Annotated in this window: 19 protein-coding genes; 10 read left to right on the forward strand and 9 right to left on the reverse strand. The window is 42.9% G+C overall.

Features of this window, described 5'->3' with window-relative positions:
* Position 1: 1 nt before the first annotated feature.
* Positions 2-478, reverse strand: coding sequence for a tellurite resistance TerB family protein (locus OSCI_RS04945; protein WP_007353759.1), 477 nt, complete (start codon positions 476-478; stop codon positions 2-4).
* A gap of 192 nt (positions 479-670) precedes the next feature.
* Here OSCI_RS04945 and accA point away from each other — a divergent pair, with 192 nt between their 5' ends.
* The 4 genes from accA (at position 671) to OSCI_RS04965 (ending at position 5,134) form a co-directional block, all read left to right on the forward strand.
* A complete protein-coding gene (accA, locus tag OSCI_RS04950) occupies positions 671-1,651 on the forward strand; it encodes an acetyl-CoA carboxylase carboxyl transferase subunit alpha (RefSeq protein WP_007353760.1) in 981 nt (326 codons plus the stop codon).
* Between the two features lie 186 nt (positions 1,652-1,837).
* Positions 1,838-2,560 (forward strand): SDR family oxidoreductase, encoded by a 723-nt coding sequence (locus OSCI_RS04955; protein ID WP_007353761.1) that lies wholly within the window; start codon positions 1,838-1,840, stop codon positions 2,558-2,560.
* Positions 2,561-2,671: 111 nt separating this feature from the next.
* Positions 2,672-3,403: a GTP cyclohydrolase I FolE gene (folE, locus tag OSCI_RS04960; RefSeq protein WP_007353762.1), complete on the forward strand. Its 732-nt coding sequence runs from the start codon at positions 2,672-2,674 to the stop codon at positions 3,401-3,403.
* Between the two features lie 297 nt (positions 3,404-3,700).
* Positions 3,701-5,134 (forward strand): phosphoglucomutase/phosphomannomutase family protein, encoded by a 1,434-nt coding sequence (locus OSCI_RS04965; protein ID WP_007353763.1) that lies wholly within the window; start codon positions 3,701-3,703, stop codon positions 5,132-5,134.
* Positions 5,135-5,385: 251 nt separating this feature from the next.
* Here the strand turns inward: OSCI_RS04965 and OSCI_RS04970 are convergent, their stop codons facing one another.
* The 3 genes from OSCI_RS04970 to thrC form a co-directional block, all read right to left on the reverse strand.
* On the reverse strand, positions 5,386-6,360 hold the full coding sequence (locus tag OSCI_RS04970; protein WP_007353764.1) for an O-methyltransferase: 975 nt from the start codon (positions 6,358-6,360) through the stop codon (positions 5,386-5,388).
* Positions 6,361-6,362: 2 nt separating this feature from the next.
* Positions 6,363-7,697 (reverse strand): ATP-binding protein, encoded by a 1,335-nt coding sequence (locus tag OSCI_RS04975; protein WP_007353765.1) that lies wholly within the window; start codon positions 7,695-7,697, stop codon positions 6,363-6,365.
* Positions 7,698-7,957: 260 nt separating this feature from the next.
* Positions 7,958-9,061, reverse strand: coding sequence for a threonine synthase (gene thrC, locus OSCI_RS04980; RefSeq protein WP_051045175.1), 1,104 nt, complete (start codon positions 9,059-9,061; stop codon positions 7,958-7,960).
* Between the two features lie 129 nt (positions 9,062-9,190).
* On the opposite strand from thrC, the gene OSCI_RS04985 reads away from it, so the two are divergent.
* Together OSCI_RS04985 and OSCI_RS04990 are read left to right on the forward strand one after the other, a co-directional pair.
* Complete coding sequence (locus OSCI_RS04985) at positions 9,191-9,478, forward strand: hypothetical protein (RefSeq protein ID WP_007353767.1); 288 nt, start codon at positions 9,191-9,193, stop codon at positions 9,476-9,478.
* A 244-nt stretch (positions 9,479-9,722) separates the two neighbouring features.
* Positions 9,723-10,772, forward strand: a complete 1,050-nt coding sequence (locus OSCI_RS04990; protein WP_007353768.1) for a fatty acid desaturase — start codon at positions 9,723-9,725, stop codon at positions 10,770-10,772.
* A 225-nt stretch (positions 10,773-10,997) separates the two neighbouring features.
* Here the strand turns inward: OSCI_RS04990 and OSCI_RS05000 are convergent, their stop codons facing one another.
* Positions 10,998-11,777 carry an SDR family oxidoreductase gene (locus OSCI_RS05000; protein ID WP_019487158.1) on the reverse strand — a complete coding sequence of 260 codons (780 nt, stop codon included), beginning with the start codon at positions 11,775-11,777 and terminating at the stop codon, positions 10,998-11,000.
* Between the two features lie 90 nt (positions 11,778-11,867).
* On the opposite strand from OSCI_RS05000, the gene OSCI_RS05005 reads away from it, so the two are divergent.
* On the forward strand, positions 11,868-12,209 hold the full coding sequence (locus OSCI_RS05005) for a winged helix-turn-helix transcriptional regulator (RefSeq protein WP_007353770.1): 342 nt from the start codon (positions 11,868-11,870) through the stop codon (positions 12,207-12,209).
* Positions 12,210-12,235: 26 nt separating this feature from the next.
* On the opposite strand, the gene OSCI_RS05010 is transcribed toward OSCI_RS05005, so the two are convergent.
* The 4 genes from OSCI_RS05010 to OSCI_RS30565 form a co-directional block, all read right to left on the reverse strand.
* The gene (locus OSCI_RS05010) at positions 12,236-14,878 is read right to left on the reverse strand and encodes a DNA translocase FtsK (RefSeq protein ID WP_007353771.1); all 2,643 of its coding nucleotides are present in this window, start codon (positions 14,876-14,878) and stop codon (positions 12,236-12,238) included.
* A 24-nt stretch (positions 14,879-14,902) separates the two neighbouring features.
* On the reverse strand, positions 14,903-16,876 hold the full coding sequence (locus OSCI_RS05015) for an ATP-binding protein (protein ID WP_007353772.1): 1,974 nt from the start codon (positions 16,874-16,876) through the stop codon (positions 14,903-14,905).
* A 166-nt stretch (positions 16,877-17,042) separates the two neighbouring features.
* A complete protein-coding gene (locus OSCI_RS05020; RefSeq protein ID WP_007353773.1) occupies positions 17,043-17,906 on the reverse strand; it encodes a hypothetical protein in 864 nt (287 codons plus the stop codon).
* A gap of 188 nt (positions 17,907-18,094) precedes the next feature.
* On the reverse strand, positions 18,095-18,253 hold the full coding sequence (locus OSCI_RS30565; RefSeq protein ID WP_155523390.1) for a hypothetical protein: 159 nt from the start codon (positions 18,251-18,253) through the stop codon (positions 18,095-18,097).
* Positions 18,254-18,283: 30 nt separating this feature from the next.
* On the opposite strand from OSCI_RS30565, the gene OSCI_RS05025 reads away from it, so the two are divergent.
* From OSCI_RS05025 to OSCI_RS05035, 3 genes are all read left to right on the forward strand, one after another.
* Complete coding sequence (locus OSCI_RS05025; protein ID WP_007353774.1) at positions 18,284-19,372, forward strand: Rho termination factor (modular protein); 1,089 nt, start codon at positions 18,284-18,286, stop codon at positions 19,370-19,372.
* Between the two features lie 313 nt (positions 19,373-19,685).
* A complete protein-coding gene (iscB, locus tag OSCI_RS05030) occupies positions 19,686-20,957 on the forward strand; it encodes an RNA-guided endonuclease IscB (protein ID WP_007353775.1) in 1,272 nt (423 codons plus the stop codon).
* An 83-nt stretch (positions 20,958-21,040) separates the two neighbouring features.
* Positions 21,041-22,909, forward strand: coding sequence for a serine/threonine-protein kinase (locus tag OSCI_RS05035; RefSeq protein WP_007353776.1), 1,869 nt, complete (start codon positions 21,041-21,043; stop codon positions 22,907-22,909).
* Positions 22,910-23,024 lie beyond the last annotated feature (115 nt).

Raw genomic sequence — 23,024 nt, forward strand, 5'->3', positions numbered from 1 at the left:
GTTAACTATTATCCGTGCAGTTCTTGATGATCATTACCTCCATAATTTTTTGACCGATTTCGTCTTTAAGTTCTAATGCTTCCCAGAGTTCAACTAGCAAGTCTTGTTCCTCTTGGGTAAAAACTCCATCGGCTAAAACTAGATCGGCGGCGATGGCAAAAGCTGTTTGTCGTAACTTAGGTGTTAGCCCGTTTTTGGCAGCGATGAATACATCGGACGGTCTGTACTTATTTACCAAGCCTAAAACTTTCTTAAAAAGCTCTTGGAATTCTTCGCGGGAATAAGAACTGAAAAGGCGGACGTGATTAGCACCAAGTGTCTGCTTTTCTTCTTGGGCCATTTTGCCATCGGCACTGACGGCTAATATGGAAATAGCCATTAGTGCTTCGGGTGCAGTTAGTTCGATGCCACTTGCTTTACTGTTCGCAGTTCTGAAGAAGTCAGAAGATTTTGCGTTTTTTTGACTTTGGTAGGACATAATTAGTGTTAGTAAAAATTTCTTTGCTGTCGAGTTTACAGAGATTTCCCGCACAAAGCAATTCCCTAACCGGGGGTGAATAGCTGCGATCGCGCCTCAAAAGAGGTTAAGTAGATTTGAAACTTTCGCTCTTCACACCTGACAGGGTAGGATCGATCCAGACTAAATCCAAATTTTATCGAAATTCCTAGTGTGCCCAACGCTGACCGTAAACCCCTCCTATTAGAATTTGAAAAGCCCCTGGCGGAACTGGAAACCCGGATTAACCAGATTCGCCAACTAGCTGACGAAAATGGTGTAGATGTCTCCGAGGACATTCGCCAGTTGGAAGCACGATCGGCCCAACTTCGTCAAGAGATTTTTACCGGCTTGTCGCCGATACAACGGCTGCAACTGGCTCGTCACCCCCGTCGCCCTAGTACCCTAGATTATATTCAGGCAATTAGCGACGACTGGCTGGAGCTACACGGCGATCGCGGCGGCTCAGACGACCCCGCCCTCGTTGGTGGTGTGGCCCGCCTTGACGGACGACCTGTAGTGATTATTGGTCATCAAAAAGGTCGCGATACTAAAGATAATGTCGCCCGTAACTTCGGTATGGCTTCCCCTGGTGGCTACCGCAAAGCTATGCGCCTGATGGAACATGGCAATCGCTTTGGAATGCCAATTTTGACCTTTATCGATACTCCCGGCGCTTTACCTAGCGTTGAGGCAGAAAAACTTGGCCCTGGAGAGGCGATCGCCTACAATCTCCGGGAAATGTTCAGCCTCGATGTTCCGATTATCTGCACTGTCATCGGCGAAGGTGGCTCTGGCGGCGCTTTAGGTATTGGTGTCGGCGATCGGCTATTGATGTTAGAACATTCTGTTTACACGGTGGCAACCCCCGAAGCTTGCGCCGCCATCCTCTGGAAAGACGCAGGCAAAGCTAACTTGGCAGCAGAAGCCTTAAAAATTACTGCCGCAGACTTAAAAAATCTGGGTATCCTTGATGAGATCGTACCCGAGCCCAACGGCGGCGCTCACGCTCATCCCCTTAAGGCTGCTGAAATTTTGAAACAATCTTTGTTACAGAACTTAACCGAACTGACCCAGCTCACCGGCCAGCAGCGTCGCGAACTCCGATATCAAAAATTCCGTAAAATCGGTGTATTCACTGAAATTGGAGTTTAATTTTCCTTGGAAACCAGAATAGCCTGCCAGCAGTGCTATAATTTCTCAGAAGACACGGACTTAACAATTCTTCATGTAAATCTCATAATTCCCGGTTTTTAAGTGTGTATTGTCGGCAGCTTTCTATTATGCCTAAGAAAGCTGCCTGGCTCAAAGGACGTGCCCCACAAAATATCGGCAAATTTGATGAATCATCCAACAACAAAGCAGGCTCTAATTACCGGAGCCAGCAGTGGTATTGGCAAAGCGACGGCTTTAGCCTTTGCAAAAGCAGGCATAAACGTGGCTTTGGTAAGCCGAACGCCCGAAAAATTAGAGGCAGTAGCTTTAGCTGCTAGGCTTGCGGGGGTGAAAGCAGAAGCATATCCCTTGGACTTAGCTGCACTAGAGCAGGTGCGAACAGGTATCAGTGCGATCGCCTCGGAATTCGGCCCCATCGATATCCTGGTGAATAATGCTGGCATGGGCTATACAGGCTCTCTCGCGGCAATATCCTTAGCAGACTGGCAACGAGTTCAAGACCTCAATGTTACCAGCGTCTTGCAGTGCATTCAAGGGATCTTACCAGGAATGCGCGATCGCGGTGGCACAATCGTCAACGTCGTCTCCATAGCTGGGAGCCAAGTATTTCCTAACTGGGGAGCCTACTGCGCTAGCAAATTCGCTCTGTTGGCTCTCTCCAAAACCCTAGCAATGGAAGAACGCGGACGCGGAATTCGCGTCACAGCAATTTGTCCGGGTTCCGTCAATACTCCCATCTGGGATACAGAAACAGTTCAAGCCGACTTCGATCGCACTGCCATGTTAACCCCAGAAGTTGTTGCCGAGTCAATTCTCTATACAGTCCAGTTACCCGCTGGCGCAGTAATTGAAGAATTAACCTTAATGTCCAACGCTGGAGTCTTCTAAAAAATTAAAAATTAAAGATGAAAAATTAAAAATTAATTAAGGCTGTAAAATTTTTAATTTTTAATTTTTAATTTTTAATTGTTTTGTCCTTTACCCTCACACAAACTACTTATGACTATCGCACCTCCTAACGCTTTTAATGGCTCTAATTCCCCCTCAACCAACAGCGCAAAACTATCCGAAACCACAAGCGACGTGCCTCGGATCTCTACCCGACCAGACCGCAATTCCTTAAACGGTCAAGAACCCAATCTGCCCGTACCATCAGAAGTAAGTAGCGACGAAATGATGGCCGCCGTGCGGACAATGCTGCTGGGAGTTGGAGAAGATCCCGAACGTGAAGGCTTACTGAAAACTCCTAAACGAGTAGCAGAAGCAATGAAATTTCTCACTAGCGGTTATAGCCAATCCCTAGAAGAACTTCTTAACGGTGCGATCTTTGATGAAGGTCATAACGAGATGGTATTAGTTCGCGACATTAGTGTATTTAGCCTTTGCGAACACCATATGCTACCCTTTATGGGCAAAGCTCACGTCGCCTACATTCCTAATCAGAAAGTAGTAGGACTTAGCAAATTAGCCCGGATTGTAGAGATGTATGCCCGTCGCTTACAAGTGCAGGAAAGACTGACCCGCCAAATTGCCGAAGCAGTGCAGACAATTTTGGAACCGAAGGGAGTAGCTGTAGTCTTGGAAGCTAGTCATATGTGTATGGTGATGCGCGGCGTACAAAAACCTGGTTCTTGGACTGTTACCAGTGCTATGCTGGGTGAATTCCAAGACGAACAAAAAACTCGCGAAGAATTCCTGAATTTGATTCGCCATCAACCAGCATTCTTTTAATTGTTAGTTGTTGGTTGTTAATTGTTAGTGGTTAGTGGTTGATTATTCGTTATTAGTTAGTTATATTTTTGGGCTAACTACGAATTCCTAACTACTAACTACTAAGGTCAATAACCTAAACAATCTAAAAGCTCATTTGTTATCTTTATTACTTGGCGGTTGAAACCGCTACTACACAAACAAAGTCCGCCTACGCGGACTAAAGAGTAAAGGGGTATTGAAGCCTAATTTGGTATGACAACTAACAACTAACAACCAACAATTAACCACTAACCACTAACAATTAACAAAATTAATATGGCTCAAGCAATAAAATTTGGTACTGATGGATGGCGTGGGGTAATTGCTGACGATTTCACCTTTGAGCGAGTGGCAATAGTGGCTCCGATCGCAGTGCAAATCTTAGCACAGGTTTATGGCGATACTACCACCAATAACAGGATGGCGATCGTTGGTCACGATCGCCGTTTTTTGGCTGAAGAATTTGCCCTCAAAGCTGCTGAAAGCATCCAAGCCGCAGGGTTTGATGTGCTGCTGACGGATACTTATGCTCCTACTCCTGCTTTTAGTTTAGCCGCTTATCAGCAGAAAGCCCTGGGCGCAATTGTGATGACGGCTAGCCATAATCCCGGTAAGTATTTGGGGTTAAAAGTCAAGGGGGGATTTGGGGGTTCGGTTTCTCCGGAAGTGACTGAGCAGATTGAGGCTAGGTTAGCAGATCCGGCGATCGCATCCCCAACTTTAGGAAAATTAGAAAGGTTCAATCCTTGGCCGAGTTACTGCGAAACTTTGCGGGGGATGGTGAATATTGATGGGATTCGGGAGGCGGTTTCCTCTGGTAAACTCACAGTATTTGTCGATGTCATGCACGGTGCGGCGGCGGGGGGATTGGCTCAAATCTTGGAAGTGCCAGTTAGAGAAATTAATGGCGATCGCGATCCTTTATTCGGTGGCGGCGCACCGGAACCTTTACCCCGTTACCTTTCCGAGTTATTCCGCGTCATACGCACTCACCAACGCGCTGAAGGTGGTTTGGCCATTGGTTTTGTCTTTGATGGCGATAGCGATCGCATCGCTGCTGTTGATGGCAATGGCAACTTTTTGAGTTCTCAAATCTTGATTCCGATATTAATAGAACATCTGGCTAAGCGGCGAGGATTTACTGGCGAAGTCGTTAAAACAGTCAGCGGTTCCGATTTATTTCCCAAGATAGCTAATTTGTACAATTTGCCTCTATTTGAGACACCCATAGGTTACAAATATATTGCCGATCGGATGTTAACAACTCAGGTTTTAGTTGGTGGCGAAGAGTCGGGAGGAATTGGTTATGGAACTCACATTCCAGAGCGCGATGCTTTGCTTTCTGCGTTATATTTGCTAGAAGCTGTGGTACAATCTGGAGAAGATTTGAGCGATATTTACCGCCGTTTGCAACAAGAAACTGGGTTTCATTCAGTTTACGATCGCATAGATTTACCCCTGGCGAGTATGGAAGTGCGATCGCGCCTTTTAGAACAATTGCAAAATCAGCCGTTAACGGAAATTGCTGGTCAGGCTGTGGTAGATTGCAATACGGTTGATGGTTATAAATTTCGCTTAGCTGATGGTAGATGGTTGTTAATTCGTTTTAGCGGTACTGAACCCGTTTTACGGCTTTATTGCGAAGCAGCTACCTTAGAGCAAGTGCATGAAACTTTAAATTGGGCCAAGAATTGGGCAAATCAATTCTAGTCGCAGGAAGAGGGCCTCAAAATAGGGAAGACTTCGGCGTGAGCGCTCAGTCGAACGCTGTCACCAGCCGCAAAGTAGCACTTTAAACCCTTATCAGTTAAGGCGTTGCGGGTTTATATTGCACTTTTTTACACTGATAGCCGATTCCAAGCTTATGAAGTACAGCAAGATTTAATTTCTCTAGTTGATATGCTGACTTGAGTGTAATCTATATACTTGGAATCGGCTGTCTCTCAGCTTAATGCCTATACCTACATAAACATTTCTACAAAAGAAGGAAAGTATTTATACAATTCTGCATACAATTTAATATCCTTAAGAGGGATACAAATTCGCTCCACACCATTACAATCATGTGTAGGCATTAGGCTATCTAAATACTGAGTTTCCTTAAGTGTAAGATTTGGTACTTTTATTTCATAAGGTTTATTTAATTCTGTTATATTGAAATTATTATTAAACTTACATTGCTCTACCAGATTACAGTAGCTCTGTTCAAAAAGGAGCCATCCAACTGTTAACATACGAGCGCCGTCAGCATAGCGAAAATCAAAAATTTGCTTATAATTAAGCTTTTGATATTCTGAACGTGCTGAGTTGGCGTTACTAACACTTTGTTTCAGTTGATTATTAATTATTCTATTATACAGATCCGCTAGTTTTTTTCCAGTAAGATTAATCGGCTCTAGATCGGGGGGGATTTTTTCTTTAGGAATGTTTGCCTGTAACTTATCTTCTCTAAACTTGTCTATCTTTGCTCTATTCCAACCTTCCTCTGGGGGTTTTTCTGGCTCTGCACTGACTGTAACAATTAAAACACTTCCAGATGCTAATTTGGTTGTAAGAGTATCAATATCATCTAAGATTGTTTTCTCTAATGGGCTATCATAATCAAGCCATACAATTGATTTCTTACTCCATTCAAGTGTAGGCAGAACTTCGTAAGAATTTCCGTATTTGATTTCAATGCACCCAAAAGGTTTATTATATTCAAAACGCTCTTTTGCCTGCGAATCTTTTTCTATACTTATCATATCCTCAATATGTAAAGACTTGTGAAAAAGAATGAAGTCACTAAAGTAAGTGGAGCCAAAACCTACATATCTATAAGTTGTAAGTTCTCCGAAAGGACTTAAGCATCGGAGAGAATCACAAATTATCTTTCTTTCAACCGCTTTTGCAGGACGAATACGGTAATTAATTTTTGAATAGCTTCCAGCCATCATCCTTATCCTTCATTCTTTAAATAGTAGTCAAAGGTTTTTTCTCCAACCTCTTTGTTTGAGGAAACATCTAATAGTTTTTTTACTAGATTAATTTCTTCAATTGGCTTATTATATTGTATATTCCCACGGATCTTACGAGGAGGAATTGCTGATTGATCGGGGGTTTGAAATGTTGTACTTGTATCTGCTTCAAATACATAGTCAAGTGAAGTTTCCTCATACGCTTGCTCAAGTAAACTTTCAGGTATCTCACTACGCTCTACACGGCTTTTTTCATCTGCCATTTTTCTCAAAAATGTGAGAACGGGAGCCGTTAGTTGATATATTTCTTGTTTAATAGATTTGTAGATTGGTGAATCGTAATCAATCCCTGTTTTTGTCGTCGTCCAAGGCAAATAAGCAGCATCATCAGACTCAAAGAAAGCATAGCCTCTAAAAAATGCAAAATCAGCATGATATTTTGGGAATCCATTTTTTGTACCCCAGCCCGTTATTTCAGTTTGGTCAGCTTCAAGAACCATGCGGTCATTGCAAAAGACATACCATCCGCCTTCATTTAGATCTCTTTCTGATACACCTGCATACAATCTAACTCGCACTGGTTTATCTATTTCACGACTTCCAAAATACTTATATTCCTTTTCAAGTTTTGCAACTTTTATCTTGTCAGAAGTACGAAAATTAAGTGGATATGGAGCGATTTTCGACTCATTTATACTAATATTTAAACCCTTTTTTATTTTTAATGAATATGCAATTGTTAATTCTTGCTTTAATTGTGACACAAAGTTTTCTAATCCTAAGTCCTCTGCCACACTTTCATGCAATTCTTCAATTAATATTCTAGTTCCAATCTCACAGGCTTCGTATTCACCACCTTCTTGAACTTCGCCTTGAAATTCAAATGTCCATTCTTTTTTGTTTTTCCACTCCTCTACATCTTCCGAAACTATAAATTTCGAGCTAGATGTAGTTGATTCAACTGTAAATTTTTTTCCTATCTTAAAAAAAGCTCGTTTCATCCCAATTCCGAATCTTCCAATTGATTTTGGTGTTACTGCGGCATCATTGGCTCTTCCAAATTTAAAAGCATACTCCTCTGCCTCCTTTACCGTTATTCCACCACAATTATCTTCGATTTGAAAGTATTCTTGGTTAGCTAAAATTTTTATCCAAAGCCCTTCATAATTCTCATTGCTCTGTAAATGAGTTGCGCCATCTACTGAGTTATCCACAAGATCGATAATTGCACGAATAAGTGGTATATCTCGAACCAACATATATATGAATAAATCTTTAGTTGGTTCAGCCTGAATCACCCGTTGATTACCATTCATTGGATTTCACTTTTTTTATGATAAGAGCTACTTTGTGTCGGGTGACAGCGTTCGACTGAGCGCTCAGGCAGAAGTCTTCGCTATTTTTAGGTCAAGAAGGAAGAAGTATTTAGTTATCTATACGTAACGCCGCCCTTGCTTGCAGTGTCCTAATAGCCCAGAGGGCGGCGTTACAGATATCTGTCTTAATCACTTTGGCAGTTGTTATATAAGCCCTAGTTGAATTAAGTCCTTCTACTTAACAACCAACAACCAAGAACTTAAAATCCCATTGCCCCAGCTACAGCCTCTATTGTCGGTGCGATTCCCTTCTTAAAGTGGTTTTTGCTGTAAGTAATTGCCGTGTCAGGATCTTTAAGTCCATTTCCAGTTAGTACGCAAACGACAGTTGCTTCACTAGGAACCTGATCTTTCACCTTCAGTAAACCAGCTACGGATGCTGCACTTGCGGGTTCGCAGAAAATACCTTCTAAAGATGCCAACAAGTTATATGCTTCCAAAATTTCTGTGTCAGTCACAGAGTTAAAACTGCCGCGACTGGCTTCTTGGGCAGCGATCGCTTGTTTCCAACTAGCGGGGTGGCCGATCCGAATTGCGGTTGCGATCGTTTCAGGATGTTCTACGGGTTGGCCAGTCACCAGTGGCGCAGCGCCAGCAGCTTGAAATCCCATCATCCGAGGGAGGCGATCGCACTTTCCCAACTGATGATATTGACAAAAACCCATCCAGTAGGCAGTAATATTGCCGGCATTACCCACCGGAATACACAGCCAGTCAGGGGCATTTCCCAAAGCATCCACAACTTCAAAAGCCCCAGTTTTCTGACCTTCCAAGCGATAAGGATTGACTGAATTTACTAAAGTCACTGGATAATGCTCCGCTATATCGCGGACAATTTCTAGCGCCTGGTCAAAATTACCCTTAATGGATAAAACTTCCGCCCCATAAAGCAAAGCTTGGGCCAACTTACCCAAGGCCACATAACCTTCAGGGATCAACACAAAAGCCCCCATCCCGCCCCTAGAAGCATAGGCTGCTGCTGAGGCTGAGGTATTACCCGTGCTTGCACAGATCACCGCTTTTGCGCCTTCCTCCTTCGCCTTGGAAATCGCCATCGTCATCCCTCGGTCTTTAAAACTACCCGTAGGGTTGAGGCCGTCGTATTTGACTAAAACTTGTACGCCTCGGCCCACCATTGCGGCGATCGCTGGAACTGGAATCAGCGGAGTATTGCCCTCATACAGCGTCACCGTCGGGGTGTTTTCCGTCACCGGCAGATAGGGGCGATAAGCTTCTATGAGGCCATGCCAACCAGAGCGTCTGGGTTTCGCGTCCGGGGTAGGAGAATAAGTAGCAGAAAGAATAGATGTCACGATTTCAAATATTTTTAGGCTAAGCCTTGGATTTACATAAATTTTAACTCGATCGGTTAATTTGATGTTTAATGCAAGGAGTTGCAGGTTAAAATATCTTAACGGTGTGAGTAAGTACAAATGACTAGCCAACTACTAATGTCAAATCGTTCAGCAACCATTTCCCGGAGCCAAAGTACAGGTAGCGACCCTCAAATGGTGACTATGCAAGCGTTATCGACCAATTCTGTCCACAGCCAGGTCTCAATGAAATCAATTTACCAAGCGGATCAGCAAGTAAAATTCCTGCACCTACAAGCGGAAGTAGAAACCTTGCTACTCGAACTCCAAACCCTTAAGCAGCATCGCTTATCGGCATCAACCCAAGATGCTAACAGCCTCCGCGATGCCGCCCACGACAGCAACTAACATTAAAAAAACTCACCTTAAGTGTTCCGCCACTATGGTATAAAAGGTAAAGTTTTGCTAAGCGCAGTGTTGATTTTAACCACAAGCGCTAGCAATTTACCAGCGCGGCGCACTTCTTAGCCTTTGCTAAAACGCCCTGGCGATCGCAACGTCTGTCTGCTGCGGAATTATAGCTGGCTAAATTTTCCTCTTGTTAATTTTGTTACAAATTTCTACTGGGATACGGAGAAACTAAACCGATTTTATGACAGCATCGATCGCAAAACCTCGTAATTTGGCATCTACTGCCGCCGCAACAGACTTGCGCCTCAAAGATATTCTCAAAACTCTGCCGCGCGAAGTTTTTACTAAAAATCCACAAAAAGCTTGGACAAAAGTAGTTATTAATGTTGCTTTAGTCGGCTTAGGTTATTGGCTACTAGCAATATCACCTTGGTATCTATTGCCTTTGGTCTGGATTTTTACCGGTACAGCGTTGACCGGTTTTTTTGTGATTGGCCACGACTGCGGTCATCGGTCATTTGCTAAGCGTCGCTGGGTAAATGATTTAGTTGGCCATTTAACATTTTTGCCTTTAATTTACCCGTTTCATGCTTGGCGGTTACTGCACAATCACCACCACAAGCATACGAATAAAATAGGCGAAGATAATGCTTGGCATCCTTGGCCCGCAGAGGAATATGCAAATGCTAGTAAACCTTTGCAATTCTTTTATCGGCTAATTATGGGGCCGTTATGGTGGATTGGGTCAATCCCTCACTGGGCAAAATTGCATTTTGATTGGTCGCAGTTTCAGGGTAAACAGCGGGAACAAGTGCGGTTTTCAGTTTTGGTAGTATTGATTGGTGCTGCGATCGGATTTCCTACTTTGATTGCTACAACTGGTATTTGGGGATTTGTTAATTTTTGGCTTATGCCCTGGCTGGTTTACCATTTCTGGATGAGCACATTTACGCTTGTACATCATACTACGCCTAAGATTGCCTTTAGTCCTGCCTCAGAATGGAATGAAGCTTTAGCGCAATTAGCGGGAACCGTACATTGCGATTATCCCGTTTGGGTTGAGTTTCTGTGCCACGATATTAATGTACATATTCCTCATCACCTTTCAACAGCTATTCCTTGGTATAACTTACGGTTAGCTCACAGTAGTTTAAAGGAAAATTGGCCAGAATATTTGCACGAGAGTAAGTTTTCTTGGGCTTTGATGAAGGAGATTACTAAAAATTGTCAGTTGTACGATCCTGTGACAAATTATCGGACGTTTAAGGATTTTCACGCTCAAAATAAATAGTTTTGAGGAGGGGTAAATAATTTCCGAAACCCGGTTTCATTAAGAATCCGGGTTTTTGATTTTGTGAGAAAAATATCCCGGCGATTGAAATCGCGGCTACACGAACAAAGTCCGCCTACGCGGACTAATTCAGCGCTATTAGTAATTTCATTTGTAACTAACGAGATTTGGCGATCGCTATTGTCCAAGCATGGCTCTTGGCAATCGGAATCCATCAAAATCACGTTAAGCTGTGGGTACAGTTCCTCCGTCAATTACGTATTCTGTACCAGTAATAGTCGCCGCGCGTGGAGACGCGAGAAATGCGATTAGATTTGCCACTTCAACAGGTTTTGACGGTCGCCCGATCGGAATGCCACCAAGTGATTCCATAATGATCTGCTTACCTCCCTCATAATCGATGCCTGCTTGCTGGGCAAGTCGTTCGGCTAAGGCCACAGATGCCTCCGTTTCAACCCATCCCGGAGACACACGCAAGACTCTAACGCCTTTTGGTGAGACTTCTTTAGACAAGCTTTTGCTGTACGTTGAGAGCGCGGCTTTGGCCGCAGCATAAGCAGTAGTTGACTCCGGTAGGGGAAGCCGGTGCTGAATTGATGTGACATGGATAATTACACCTTCCCCTTGTGCCACCATTCCGGGCAGTAAAGCACGGTCTAGGCGTACAGCAGGGAAAAGGTTGAGATTCAATTCCTGCTGCCACACTTCTTCGCTCAGTGTCGCAAAACCACCAGCCGGTGCCGAAGAGCCGCCCAAAACATGAATGACGATATCTACTCCACCCATTCGTTTACTGACAACATCCGCCACTGCATTACATCCTTCTATTGTCGTTAGGTCAGCGGCGATAAATAGTTCTTCTGGGAAAGAGTCCGGGCGGGCTCGTGCCGAAGCCAGCACGCTCGCTCCACAATCTCGGAAGACGGTGACAACTGCTCTACCAATTCCTTTGGTACCAGCCGTAACCAATACCCGTTTTCCACTAAGCTCTAAGTCCATAGACATTACTGGATCTGCTGCGAAGTTGCCATACAGGAATTTTCTAATTAAACTTACAAATAATCAAGAACGCACTAAAAAGTAAGTTACTCACCCATGAGAAAGGTTTATACACCGTCTACCGCAGCGTCTGATGCGTTAGAAGTAATACAATTGCTGGAAGGACGCTGGAAGCTGATCATCCTCTTCCATTTGTTTGACGGAAAAGTACAACGCTATTCTGATTTTGAGAACCTTATTCCAGGCATTTCTCAAAAGATGCTGGCTCAGCAATTGAGAAAGCTGGAAGCTGATGGGATTGTAATCCGCAAGATATATCCGCAGGTGCCACCTAAAGTTGAATATAGGTTGACTGCGTGGGGGCAGGCTTTGTGCCCTGCTTTAGATGCGCTTTTGAACTGGGCGGAGCAGAAAGGTAGCTTTAATGAACAAGCTTAACAAAACATTGCAGACGAAAGCGGTTGTTATAGCTGGAAACTAGCTGCAAATAAACTTTGCAACCGATGCAAATCCGAACCGACTTGGTAAAACAAATCGCCTTTACCTAACAAATAAGCGGCTGCTTTTTGACTGTTACCTAAAACAATCGTCGAATCTGCTTCGGTAGCAGTGCGAAGGGCAACTCTTCCAGGTAAATTAGAACGAATTAAAGGGGTGACAACTTTTGCTTCTGGGCGTTGAGTAGCAATAATTAAATGAATGCCTGCGGCTCTTGCCATTGCTCCTAAGCGTTTGATGCTCAATTCAAGTGCATTGCGAGTTTCTTTTTCTGCCATGAAATCGGCGTATTCATCAAAGATGCAAACAATGCGGGGCAATAACTTGACAGATTTTTGATTATTATATGATGTAATATCCCCACAACTAGCTAATTCAAATTTTCGATAGCGAGCTTCCATTTCGGTAACTAAATCGGTCATTAATTCGATGGCGCGATCGCTATCTTTGACAATGGGTGAGTAAAGCGAAGGTATCTGCTCAAATTCTGGAAAAGTAACGCGCTTGGGGTCAACGAGAGCGATTTTAAGGTGGTTGGAAGAATAGCGGTAGAGGAGACTGAGGAGAAGCGATCGCAAAAATTCACTCTTACCGCTGCCAGTTGTCCCCCCAACTAAAAAATGACAAGTATTTGGATCGGATAAATTCGCCTCAACTAACTCACCATCTAAATTTACCCCAATCGCAATTCGCACTGGTAAATCAACAGGCGTTATCTGTTTTTGAATGTAATCATTAAAACTGGCAATTTGCCGATCGAAACGAGGCAAATCAACGCTCACATATCCCGGCTGAGGAGCAATTAAAGGGAGAGCCGATATCCCCATTTGTACCTGTAAATCAGCGGATCTATTTAACAAAGAAACAACTCTTACACCAAGATGAGGTTTAAGTTTTACCCGGATGAAAGCTGGGCCAACTGCTGCACCTAAATAATCGACACCAATGCCAAAGGATTGCAAAGTAGTTACTAACTGTTTGCCGATAGCATCAGCTTCATTATTTGTTTGTATACCTGGCTTTTCTGTGACAGGCTTCTGAGGCTTAAACGCATCTATCGTAGGTTTTACCTTTTCACCTTTAGCTGTTTTATTGCTAACTTCAGGAGTAGGTTTAGATGGGGTTACGGTAGATTTACCGCTACTAACTTCAAAGAAGCTTTGGCACTTTTTTTGCTGTGGACAAATCGGACACAATAAATCAGGCTGAGTCGTTGGTGGTGGGGGATTGAGTTGTGATGGTTCCCAAGCAATCCACTCCTGCATTTGTTGTAATTTGTGCGGGATTAACTGATTAACTGTATTTTCTAGCTCATCCCAAGTGAAAGTCAATTCATGCCAATCTGGGAGTACGCTATACACTGCTGAATTGATCGGCACTCCCATCTTTTCTCGCAGCATATAGCAATAAAGAGCAACTTGGGCTAGTTGTCCAGATTTGTCTAGCGACTGATAAGTTTTATATTCCAAAACGCAGAGGCGATGGTGTTCAAAGTCATAAACTACACTGTCAAATCTCCCCTGTACTAACTGTTGTTTACCATTAGGTAACTGGAAATAATGCTTGACGCTAGGACTCAAATCTAGCAGAGTTTTAGCAATGACTTCTTTAGCACTACAATGGCGGCGGTTGATAGTTAGTAATTCAGCCCAACGGTGAATTAACCCTTTTAATCCTTGCCAGATTAGTAATAGTCCCTGTGCTTTTTCTGGGGCGGTTTTGATGGTTGCTTGTAGGTAAGGAAAAAAAGCTAATTCATAAAATAGCTGCTGCATTTCAGCAACTATTTCCTCTACTTTTAATTGGTTAGGTGTGGGTTCAAATAAATCTGGAAACCGAGAGTCTTGCTTGGCAAGAAAAGCACAACGATCAGCTAAAGAATGAAAATTACTACCAATTTTATGCGAGTTTGTTGGTGGCAAAAACATCATCATACCGCCAAATCGATGCCCTAAATAAAACAGGCGGGGACATTCAAAGGCAACTCTGACTTTAGTGACGCTAAAGGAGGTAATTTTAGATTTGTTAGCTGGTGGCATGGATATATTACTCTTTATAATAAGGTGCTTTTGGTTAGTTAGTTCTAGTAAGCGGCGGTGTACGCCGGCGAGATAAACTGTATCCATTTTGGCATAGTCTAACTGCTTTTGGGTTAGAGGTCTTCGTCCCCAGTCGCTTGTCTGTTCCTGTTTATTTATCTCAGTAAATTTGCAGAGTCCGGCGGCTAAGGTTTTAAGTTGACGGTTAGGGACTTGTAGGCGTTCTAGTGATAATTTTTGTGCTATTTTCCAAGTACAAGTAACATTTTTAGCTTGAGTTTTTCCCAAGTATCTTAAATCGTAGCTAGAATTATGAAATACTTTTTCTATAGTTGGATTTGCCATAATTAGGTCAATAAAATTTTCAACTAATTCAGGCTTGTCTAACACATCTAGGATATAAGCAAAATCACCTGTTAAATCATTAGGATCGGCTAAGATTTGAATCAGTGATAATCTAGGATTGGGAGTTTGCCAGTCGGCTACTTCTGTATCCGCCCATATAATTTCAGCAGTGGCAAATTTGGTAATTGCAGCTTGGATATCGTTGGCTTTTGTTAGGTAAAACATTGATTAAAATACATATTTTTTCGATCAGATGTTAGGTACTAGAAAAATTAATTGTTCTTCTAATTTGGCATTGGTATCGTGAATTAAAATTTTATTTTCCTGACAAAGCTCGTCAATTAGTTGTTCAACTTGAGATTGATTCACTTGAGGGAACTGACTGCAAGCATTGTTAATTAAAGTGAGCAGCCCCATGTGGAACTGTGTTGTCACTAAATTCAAGAGAAAATTCTTAACAGGGTTTAAATCAATCTTTCCTGGCGGCGAGATAGGATCTTTCTCTTTTGTTTGAATAATTCCTAAATCCTGCAATAATTGACAATCATCCAAAACCTTAGATTCGCGGATCAAAGCTTCTAATTCGCTTAAGTTAAGAGTCTGATACCCTACTACTAATTCTCCAGCACAAGCAGCATTAACTAAACTATGATAAGTCGCCAGATACCACACAGAATCTAGCTTAGGTTTGATATGATGGTGAGAAGAGGCCGTAAAAATTTTAGTATGAATTTTATAGCCTTGGTTGGTTGGTTTACCAATTTCTGCTGCTCGAATTAAATACAAACTTTGGCACAAGTTATCATTAATTGCTTTTTGGCAAGCTTTCATCAAAGAGGAAAAGCCGTTCATATTGAGAAATTCTGCCCAGACTACTCCTACTCGTATTTTCTGATTAGGTGCTTGATAGCTAAGGGAAGAACTAGCAAAAGTTGGGCTAGATAATAGCTTAGTTTTAATTCCTTTGACTTCCAAAGCTGTTAAAGTTTCCTGCAACATTGCCATTAAGTCAATATCCGAAATTTGGCTAATTTTAGAATATTTGGTCTGAGTTTTCTTGAATGCTTTAAGCCAAACCAGTTGGAATGCTGCTATAGAATCGGGAGGAGTATTTGTACCTGTTTTGTATTCCTGAATTAATTGCTGTCCTAGCTGTAGGATATAGCGGGGATTTGTTTTGCCCCCAGGGAATTTTTCTTCTAGCGCTTGCCTAGATAAAGGTTCAATTGGAGATTTTGGTTTGGGAGTTGCTTGTTGGTGAAGTGGAAAAAGACGTTTTTGCCAGATGCTTTCTCCTTGATCTAAAGTGATATATTTTAGGAATATTCCACCCGTTAAACGATCTTTGTCAGCTTCTAATATTTGCTTTTCATTTTGTCTCCATGTGTTTGTAACGAGGCTAATAATTATCAAAAAGTTTTTTAGTTTTTCATTGTGAATCGTAGTATTGACGCTGAATAGCGGTTGGAGACCGCGATATCCATTAGGGGGAATAGCTTTTTTGTCTATCTGGTCAAAACAAAGTACAATTGGCTGTGTTTCACTGGAAATTCTACCGAAGTTTGCGAGAATGTTGTAAGCGTCAGTTTCAGTTTCTATTGATTTATTCAAGCCTAACGCTTTGAGATTTTCTTCGTCTAAATCATCGCCGCGCAACCACTGACAAGCAATGTCGTATAACTCTGGATTTGTGAGAGAATACAGCACCCTAAAATATTTGTCTGGATTAGAAATACCGACTGGATAAGTTGCCTTGAAATTACTAATAAAAACTTGGCGTTCACCGAATACTCGCTTCATTAAGCTGCGGTCTTTAAAGGCAGATCGGCTTTTGAGCCATAGGAGTAATTGAGATTCTTTTGCACCTTCAGGAATTTGGATAAGGCTATCAACAGTTTGGCGCAAAATGTGACGATAAATGTGATCGCTTTCCGCCCAGGGGCCAATGTAGGCAAAAAAGGCTTTGGAGTTGAGTTGGTGTTTGAGGCGTGCCAAAAGATAACTTTTGCCAGAACCGCGATCGCCACATAATAATAGGGTACGAGTTTGATGATCTCTCGATACTATATCGAGATATTTTATGATTTTGTCGATCGCCTCAGTATGAATTGACTCAACGATAAGTTCTGAGTTTTGTTGTTCTTGCCAAAAGTTACCAGTGTAAAAAGTTACCGGATCGAAGGGGTTAACTTCTCGTTGAATAATCTGCTCAATGGATGTCATATTTCAACCTATTTTTCCTAATAACGTGACTTGATATTGCTAAAAAACTAGATGCAAGGCTTTAACATGATTTACGGATAGGTTTTTTGGGATTGCTTCGTTCCTCGCAATGACAGAATTTTGTAGCGATCGTGACAAAATTTTGTACTTCATTGCTAAGTCCTATTTAATTTACAATAATGAAAAACAGTGGCCCTCCAAAATCTTGGTGAATGGCAGCTTCAATTTGCTCCGGGGTGTAGTTCATCCCTTCTTGTAAGGAACTCAGCTCTATCCGATCCTGCCGCTGTAAGCGATAGATGGCCTGATCGAATTGCTCCCTAGAAAGGTTTGGTAACTTCTCTCGCAGATGAAATATTGGCAAATAATTATTTGTATTCAGTTCGCGATCTAAATCTCGAATTGCTTGCAAAATTAGATCATCATTTAACTCGCCAGTAGGTAGCGATAGGGTTGGTTGAGGCTTTTGAGTTGAAATTGTCTCCGGTTTTGGAGGCGTTCCAGATAAAGTATCTGCTGATAGAGATTTCCGTAAAAATTTGAGATAGTTACTTAGTAGATCGAGGCTAATAGTTGCTAATCCTTTCGGGTTGTAATCATCTCGTAAAAATTCTTGCCCTCGCGGGGTTAGCCAGACTTCTGCTTTTTGCCTTTTGATTTGGATTTCAGCTTCTATTAGCCCGCGATCGCGCAAAGTTTCCAAGATCGTATCTCGCTCTGCTGACTTCACTGATTTTACCGAGATTTTGCTGGGAGCGATTTTTGCCGAAACCTTACCTAGCGCCTCTAACACCTTCAAGTCATTTGGCGCGATCGGTAACTGAGTTGTATCCATTTTGAGCAGGGCGCGACCGGGTGGTAAAATCTTAACGCTGGCAATTTCGCGGGAGTAGTCTACCAAGCCACGAGTGCCCAAATCTTGACAAATTTTATTTTTGTTCTTGATGCTGTCAAACGTCTTAGCTAAAGAAGAACGATAATCGCGACAACCTAGCAATTTGAGGAGAAATTTCAGCTCATTAGAGTCCATGTACTCACCCTATGCTTACTGACAAAGATAACTCAGGCAATAGTATCAGTATCACACAAATCCCCCACGCTTGACTAAGTTCTGCTTAGCGGATCGAAATAGTCTCAGAAATTCTAACTGTTGAAGACTAAATTTTCCTTTTACCCTTCTAGATAATTAAATTTTTCAGTATAGCGGCCTTTTACCTTCTACCTTCTGCTATAAATATGCGATCGCCCATCATAGTAGGTGGTGCGATCGCCACCCGCTAGCAGTACCATCAATTCAAGGCATCTGTTGAAAATCAACAAAAGTAAAGATGAGTAAAGCAATGTATACCTCTGTGTCACTTCCGCAGTTAAACTCATCACAAAAGACAAAAGGGGACTTCTAATAAGATGGATCGATCAGACACTCCCAGCCGAATTATTGAATATTTGCGGATCAAGCCAATTAGTCACAGCCAAATTTACACTTTCCAAATAGCTATTCCAGAATCCCAACGAGAGGAAATTCCTCAAGATCGGCGCGAAGCTCTCAGGAGAAGCCTGATTGAGCAAGGAAGCAACTTGATACCCCTGATTATTCGCCGCACTGAAGCCTACAGCAACGAAGAAGAATTTGAAGTTGTCTGCGGTGCAGATTGGTGTATCGTTGCTCGCGAACTCGGCACAGAGCATTTGTGGGCATGGGTTTTTGAGATGACTGACGAAGAAGCCGCAATTGCTAAAGCCCAGATGGAACAATTAGTTGCTGCTCCTGCTGAGGGAACAATACAGATTAAGAGTTTGCTGCAACAACTTGAGGTATCATTTCAGGAGAAGGTAGAAAGTCTTACTAAGAAAATAGAACAATCTGTTAAGAAAAATGAAGACTTGCTCAAAAAGCAAGTTAAAGCTCTATCAGAGCAAAATTCGGAAAATGGCGAAATAGAACAGATTAAAAATCTGCTGGCAAAAATTGAAAAAACATTTCACGAAAGGGTAGATAACTTGGCTAAGAAAATTGAACAACCCGGCAATACTCCCTCTTCCTCTATTGCTTCTGAAGTGAATCAGGAAGGTGCGATCGGACAGTTAGAAGCACTAGAAAAACTAATTGAGCGCCAGCTTGAGTGGACTGCTCAAGCAATTAATCAGTATGTTGTAGAAGCAATTAAAAGCCTTGAAAACGAGCTAAAAGATCAAATAGAAGCGATCCGCACCCAACTGCAAGCAACTCCCAAACCAGCATCAAAACCGAAGGCTGAGCCGGAGTCAAAACCAAAATCTAAGTCAAGATCGCAGTCAAAATCTGAGGTCAAGTCTGAGCCAAAAACACAGCCAAAATCTCCTTCAAAGACACAGCCGCAGCCGCAACAGGATGATTACGAAGCTCTTTCACTCAGAAAGCTCAAGGCTCTTGGCAAAGAGCGAAAACTGCGCGGCTACGCACGCATGAAAAGACCTGAAATTCTGGCAGCTCTGCAAAAAGAGCAAGGCAAATAAATTTGTTAACATTTAACAGTTAACAGTTAACGGTTAACAGTTAACAGTTAGCAGTTAACAGGTAATTAAAGTCAGGGACTCAGGGCTGAAGCCACGCTCGCTTGTAAGAGCAATACTCAAAACAAGCTGTTCTGACCAGTCTAAGTAAATTTACTCCGTTATTTAGGTCACGACACCGGAGAATGCGACGCTAGTTTTCCGCTCTGTCGGTAGTAATTAAACAGTTCTAAAGTCACTGGAACAGTGTTGCTACCCTAACAAGCCTACATAACATTGACGAAGCGAACGTTACCCCGCAAGGGAGGACTGAAAAATGTCTAATTTTGTTTTTGTTTTAGATACCCAGAAACGGCCAATTAATCCAATACAACCAGGATTAGCTCGTAAGTTATTAACCTCTGGTAAAGCGGTAGTGTTCAGAAGATATCCGTTTACCATAATTCTTAACGAAAATGCGATCGCAACTCCCGAACCAATCACCCTAAAAATAGACCCCGGTTCTAAAACAACTGGTATAGCCTTATTGCAAGGAGAAAAAGTTATTTGGGGTGCTGAACTAACCCATAGAGGTCAGGCAATTAAAGCAAGTTTGGAATCTCGTCGCTCACTTTGTAGAGGAAGGAGAAACCGCCATACTCGTTATCGTCAAGCCAGATTTCTAAACCGGAAACGCCCTAAAGGTTGGTTAGCGCCAAGTTTGCAACATCGGGTTGAAACCACCTTGACTTGGGTAAAAAGACTAATTAAACTTGCACCTATTAGCTCAATTGTTGAAGAGTTAGTCAGGTTTGATTTGCAACAGTTAGAAAATCCAGAGATTTCGGGCGTTGAATATCAACAGGGAGAATTGGTTGGCTACGAAGTTAGAGAATATTTGCTTAATAAATGGGAGCGGAAATGCGCTTACTGCGCCGTTGAAAATGTACCGTTACAAGTTGAGCATATTCACCCCAAAGCAAAGGGTGGCACTAACTGCATCTCTAATCTTTGCCTTGCTTGCGAAAAGTGTAATACAAAAAAAGGCACTCAGAGTATTGAGAAGTTTCTAGCTAAAAAGCCAGATATTTTGAAGCGCATTTTGTCTCAAGCAAAACGACCTCTCAAGGATGCAGCAGCAGTTAACTCAACTCGCTGGGGATTATTTAATCGACTGAAGGAAACTGGTTTACCTGTTTCTACTGGTAGTGGCGGTTTAACTAAATTCAATCGAACTCGATTGAATTTGCCTAAAACCCATTGGATTGAGGCTGCTTGTGTGGGACAAATTGACTCGGTTAACCTATTAACAAATCAACCATTGTTAATTAAAGCTATGGGTCACGGGACACGCCAAATGTGCCGTACTGACAAGTTTGGATTCCCGTCTCGCTATGTTCCCAGGCTTAAATTTATCAAGGGTTTCCAAACGGGTGACATTGTGAAAGCAGTTGTCACTTCCGGGAAGAAAATCGGCACTTATGTTGGGCGTGTTGCCATCAGAACTTCCGGGTCTTTCAATATTTCTGTACCTGAATTGGTGTCGGGGATTAATTACAAATACTGCAAAACTGTCCATAAAAAGGATGGTTACAGCTACGCATTTTGAAGATTCACGGTGGTTAAAACCACCCGCGTCGTTTCCCTATAAGGGCTAAAGCCTCGCTCGTTTCCCACTTACCGAGTTTTTTTATGAGTAATCCTATCTATTCCGGCATCATTCTCAGCAACCGCTACCGCATTGTGCGCGAGTTGGGACACGGCGGCTTTGGACGCACCTATTTGTCTGAAGATACCTACAGATTTAATGAACTCTGCGTTTTAAAAGAATTTGCCCCCCAAGTGCAAGGTAGTTACGCTTTAGAAAAATCTCAGGAACTCTTCGAGCGGGAAGCAGGGGTTCTCTACAAGCTAGAACACCCTCAAATCCCGCGCTTCCGAGAGCTATTCCGGGTCACGCTCGATCGCCAGGGATACATATTTTTGGTGCAAGATTATGTGGAAGGGCAAAATTACCGCGTTCTCTTAAGCGATCGCCAGCTTCAGGGGTTGCGGTTTAGTGAGGTAGAATGCACGTCTTTGCTGCTCAAACTGTTACCAGTGCTCGATTATATTCACTCTCTAGGAGTGATTCACCGCGACATTTCTCCCGATAATCTGATCCTGCGGATTGCTGACGGTTTACCTGTCCTGATTGACTTTGGTGGCGTTAAGCAAGTGGCCGCAACGTTAGAGTCTCAATACGGCCAGCAACATGGTGCTGCGATCGCGGCCACGCGATTAGGTAAAGTCGGTTATGCTCCCGACGAACAGATGCAAATGGGAATTGTATTTCCTCACAGCGATTTATACGCACTGGCGGCGACGGTTTTGGTGTTGCTGACGGGTAAGGAACCGCAACAGCTCATAGATGGCTACACCCTTACCTGGAACTGGCGGCGGGAATGTTCGCTCTCGCCAACTTTGGGAGCAGTTTTGGATCGGATGCTAGCTCAGCGTCCAGGCGATCGCTACCAGAGAGCCGCAGACGTACTCCAAGCTCTCAGCGGAGGCTCCGTATCCCCTCCTCAACCTTATTTACCTGCGACTCAGCCGCCGCCAGAGCTCGCCGCGATCGCGCCACCAACTTCGCCGCCGTCTTCTTCCCCTGTTCCTCCAACTCCTCGCAAGTCCTCTCCCTTGCTAGCAGCAATGCTCGTATTGCTAGTGATGGCGGGAATGGGTGGAGTAGGTTGGTTTGCAGGTAACTACTGGTTAAAACACTCTACTCGTCCGCAGAAGATAGACCAAGAAGTGCGATCGGAACAGAACCGGCAAGATGCTTTGCGCGATCGCCTCGAAAAAATGACCGTAGACGGCAACTTTTTTGTCACCTTTGTAGATCAGATTTTCTATGCTCAATATCCCGAATTAGGCGGAAAACCATTGAGCAAAGACGCAGCCGATCTAGCTTGGCGCGAACGTTGGTATCAGATCGCTGATAACTTACTGAATAAATTGGAAAGCATCAGCGCAGAATCCCGCCAAAGATTGGGAAATTATGATATTTCCGATATCAACCGCTGGAAAGTTGAAGTTAATAAATTAAATTTAAGTAGCCGCGCTCTCTACGACCTCGCCGATGCTCAGTTCTTTTATTTGTTTCCAGAACAGCCACGCGATAGTAATTTAATCGATTTGCCTATTGGTCAGGTTTGGCAGGCAATTACTACAGATAAACTCAAAGCCTTGCAAGATGGAACTCAGCTAGAGGAAATTAAATTTGCCTCCAACTCTTCTAGTGAAAAAGTTAGTGATACCCTGCAACCTGGACAAGGAAAAGCCTACATTGCTCGATTTAAAAGAGGTCAAACTCTGCGGCTAAATCTGGAAGCTTCCCCTGAATCAACCCTGTTATCAATTTATACTCCTGGCAATCGGCAAAAATCACGAGCTTTATTAGAAGATTCTCAAGAAGTAAGTTTTTCCGAGCGGCTAGATGATTATGGTTACTATGAATTTGTAGTAGTTTCTCAGGCGCGTGAACCCATTTCTTATGAGTTAAATTTGGTTACAGAATAAGTATTTTAGGACTTACGGACTTTTCACGTAACCCCGCCCTCTGGGCGGTATATTATACCAAATCAGGTTAAATACCCCCTTTATTCTTTAGTCCGCGTAGGCGGACTTCGTTTGC

The sequence above is a fragment of the Kamptonema sp. PCC 6506 genome, assembly GCF_000180455.1.
Taxonomy (GTDB): domain Bacteria; phylum Cyanobacteriota; class Cyanobacteriia; order Cyanobacteriales; family Microcoleaceae; genus Kamptonema; species Kamptonema formosum.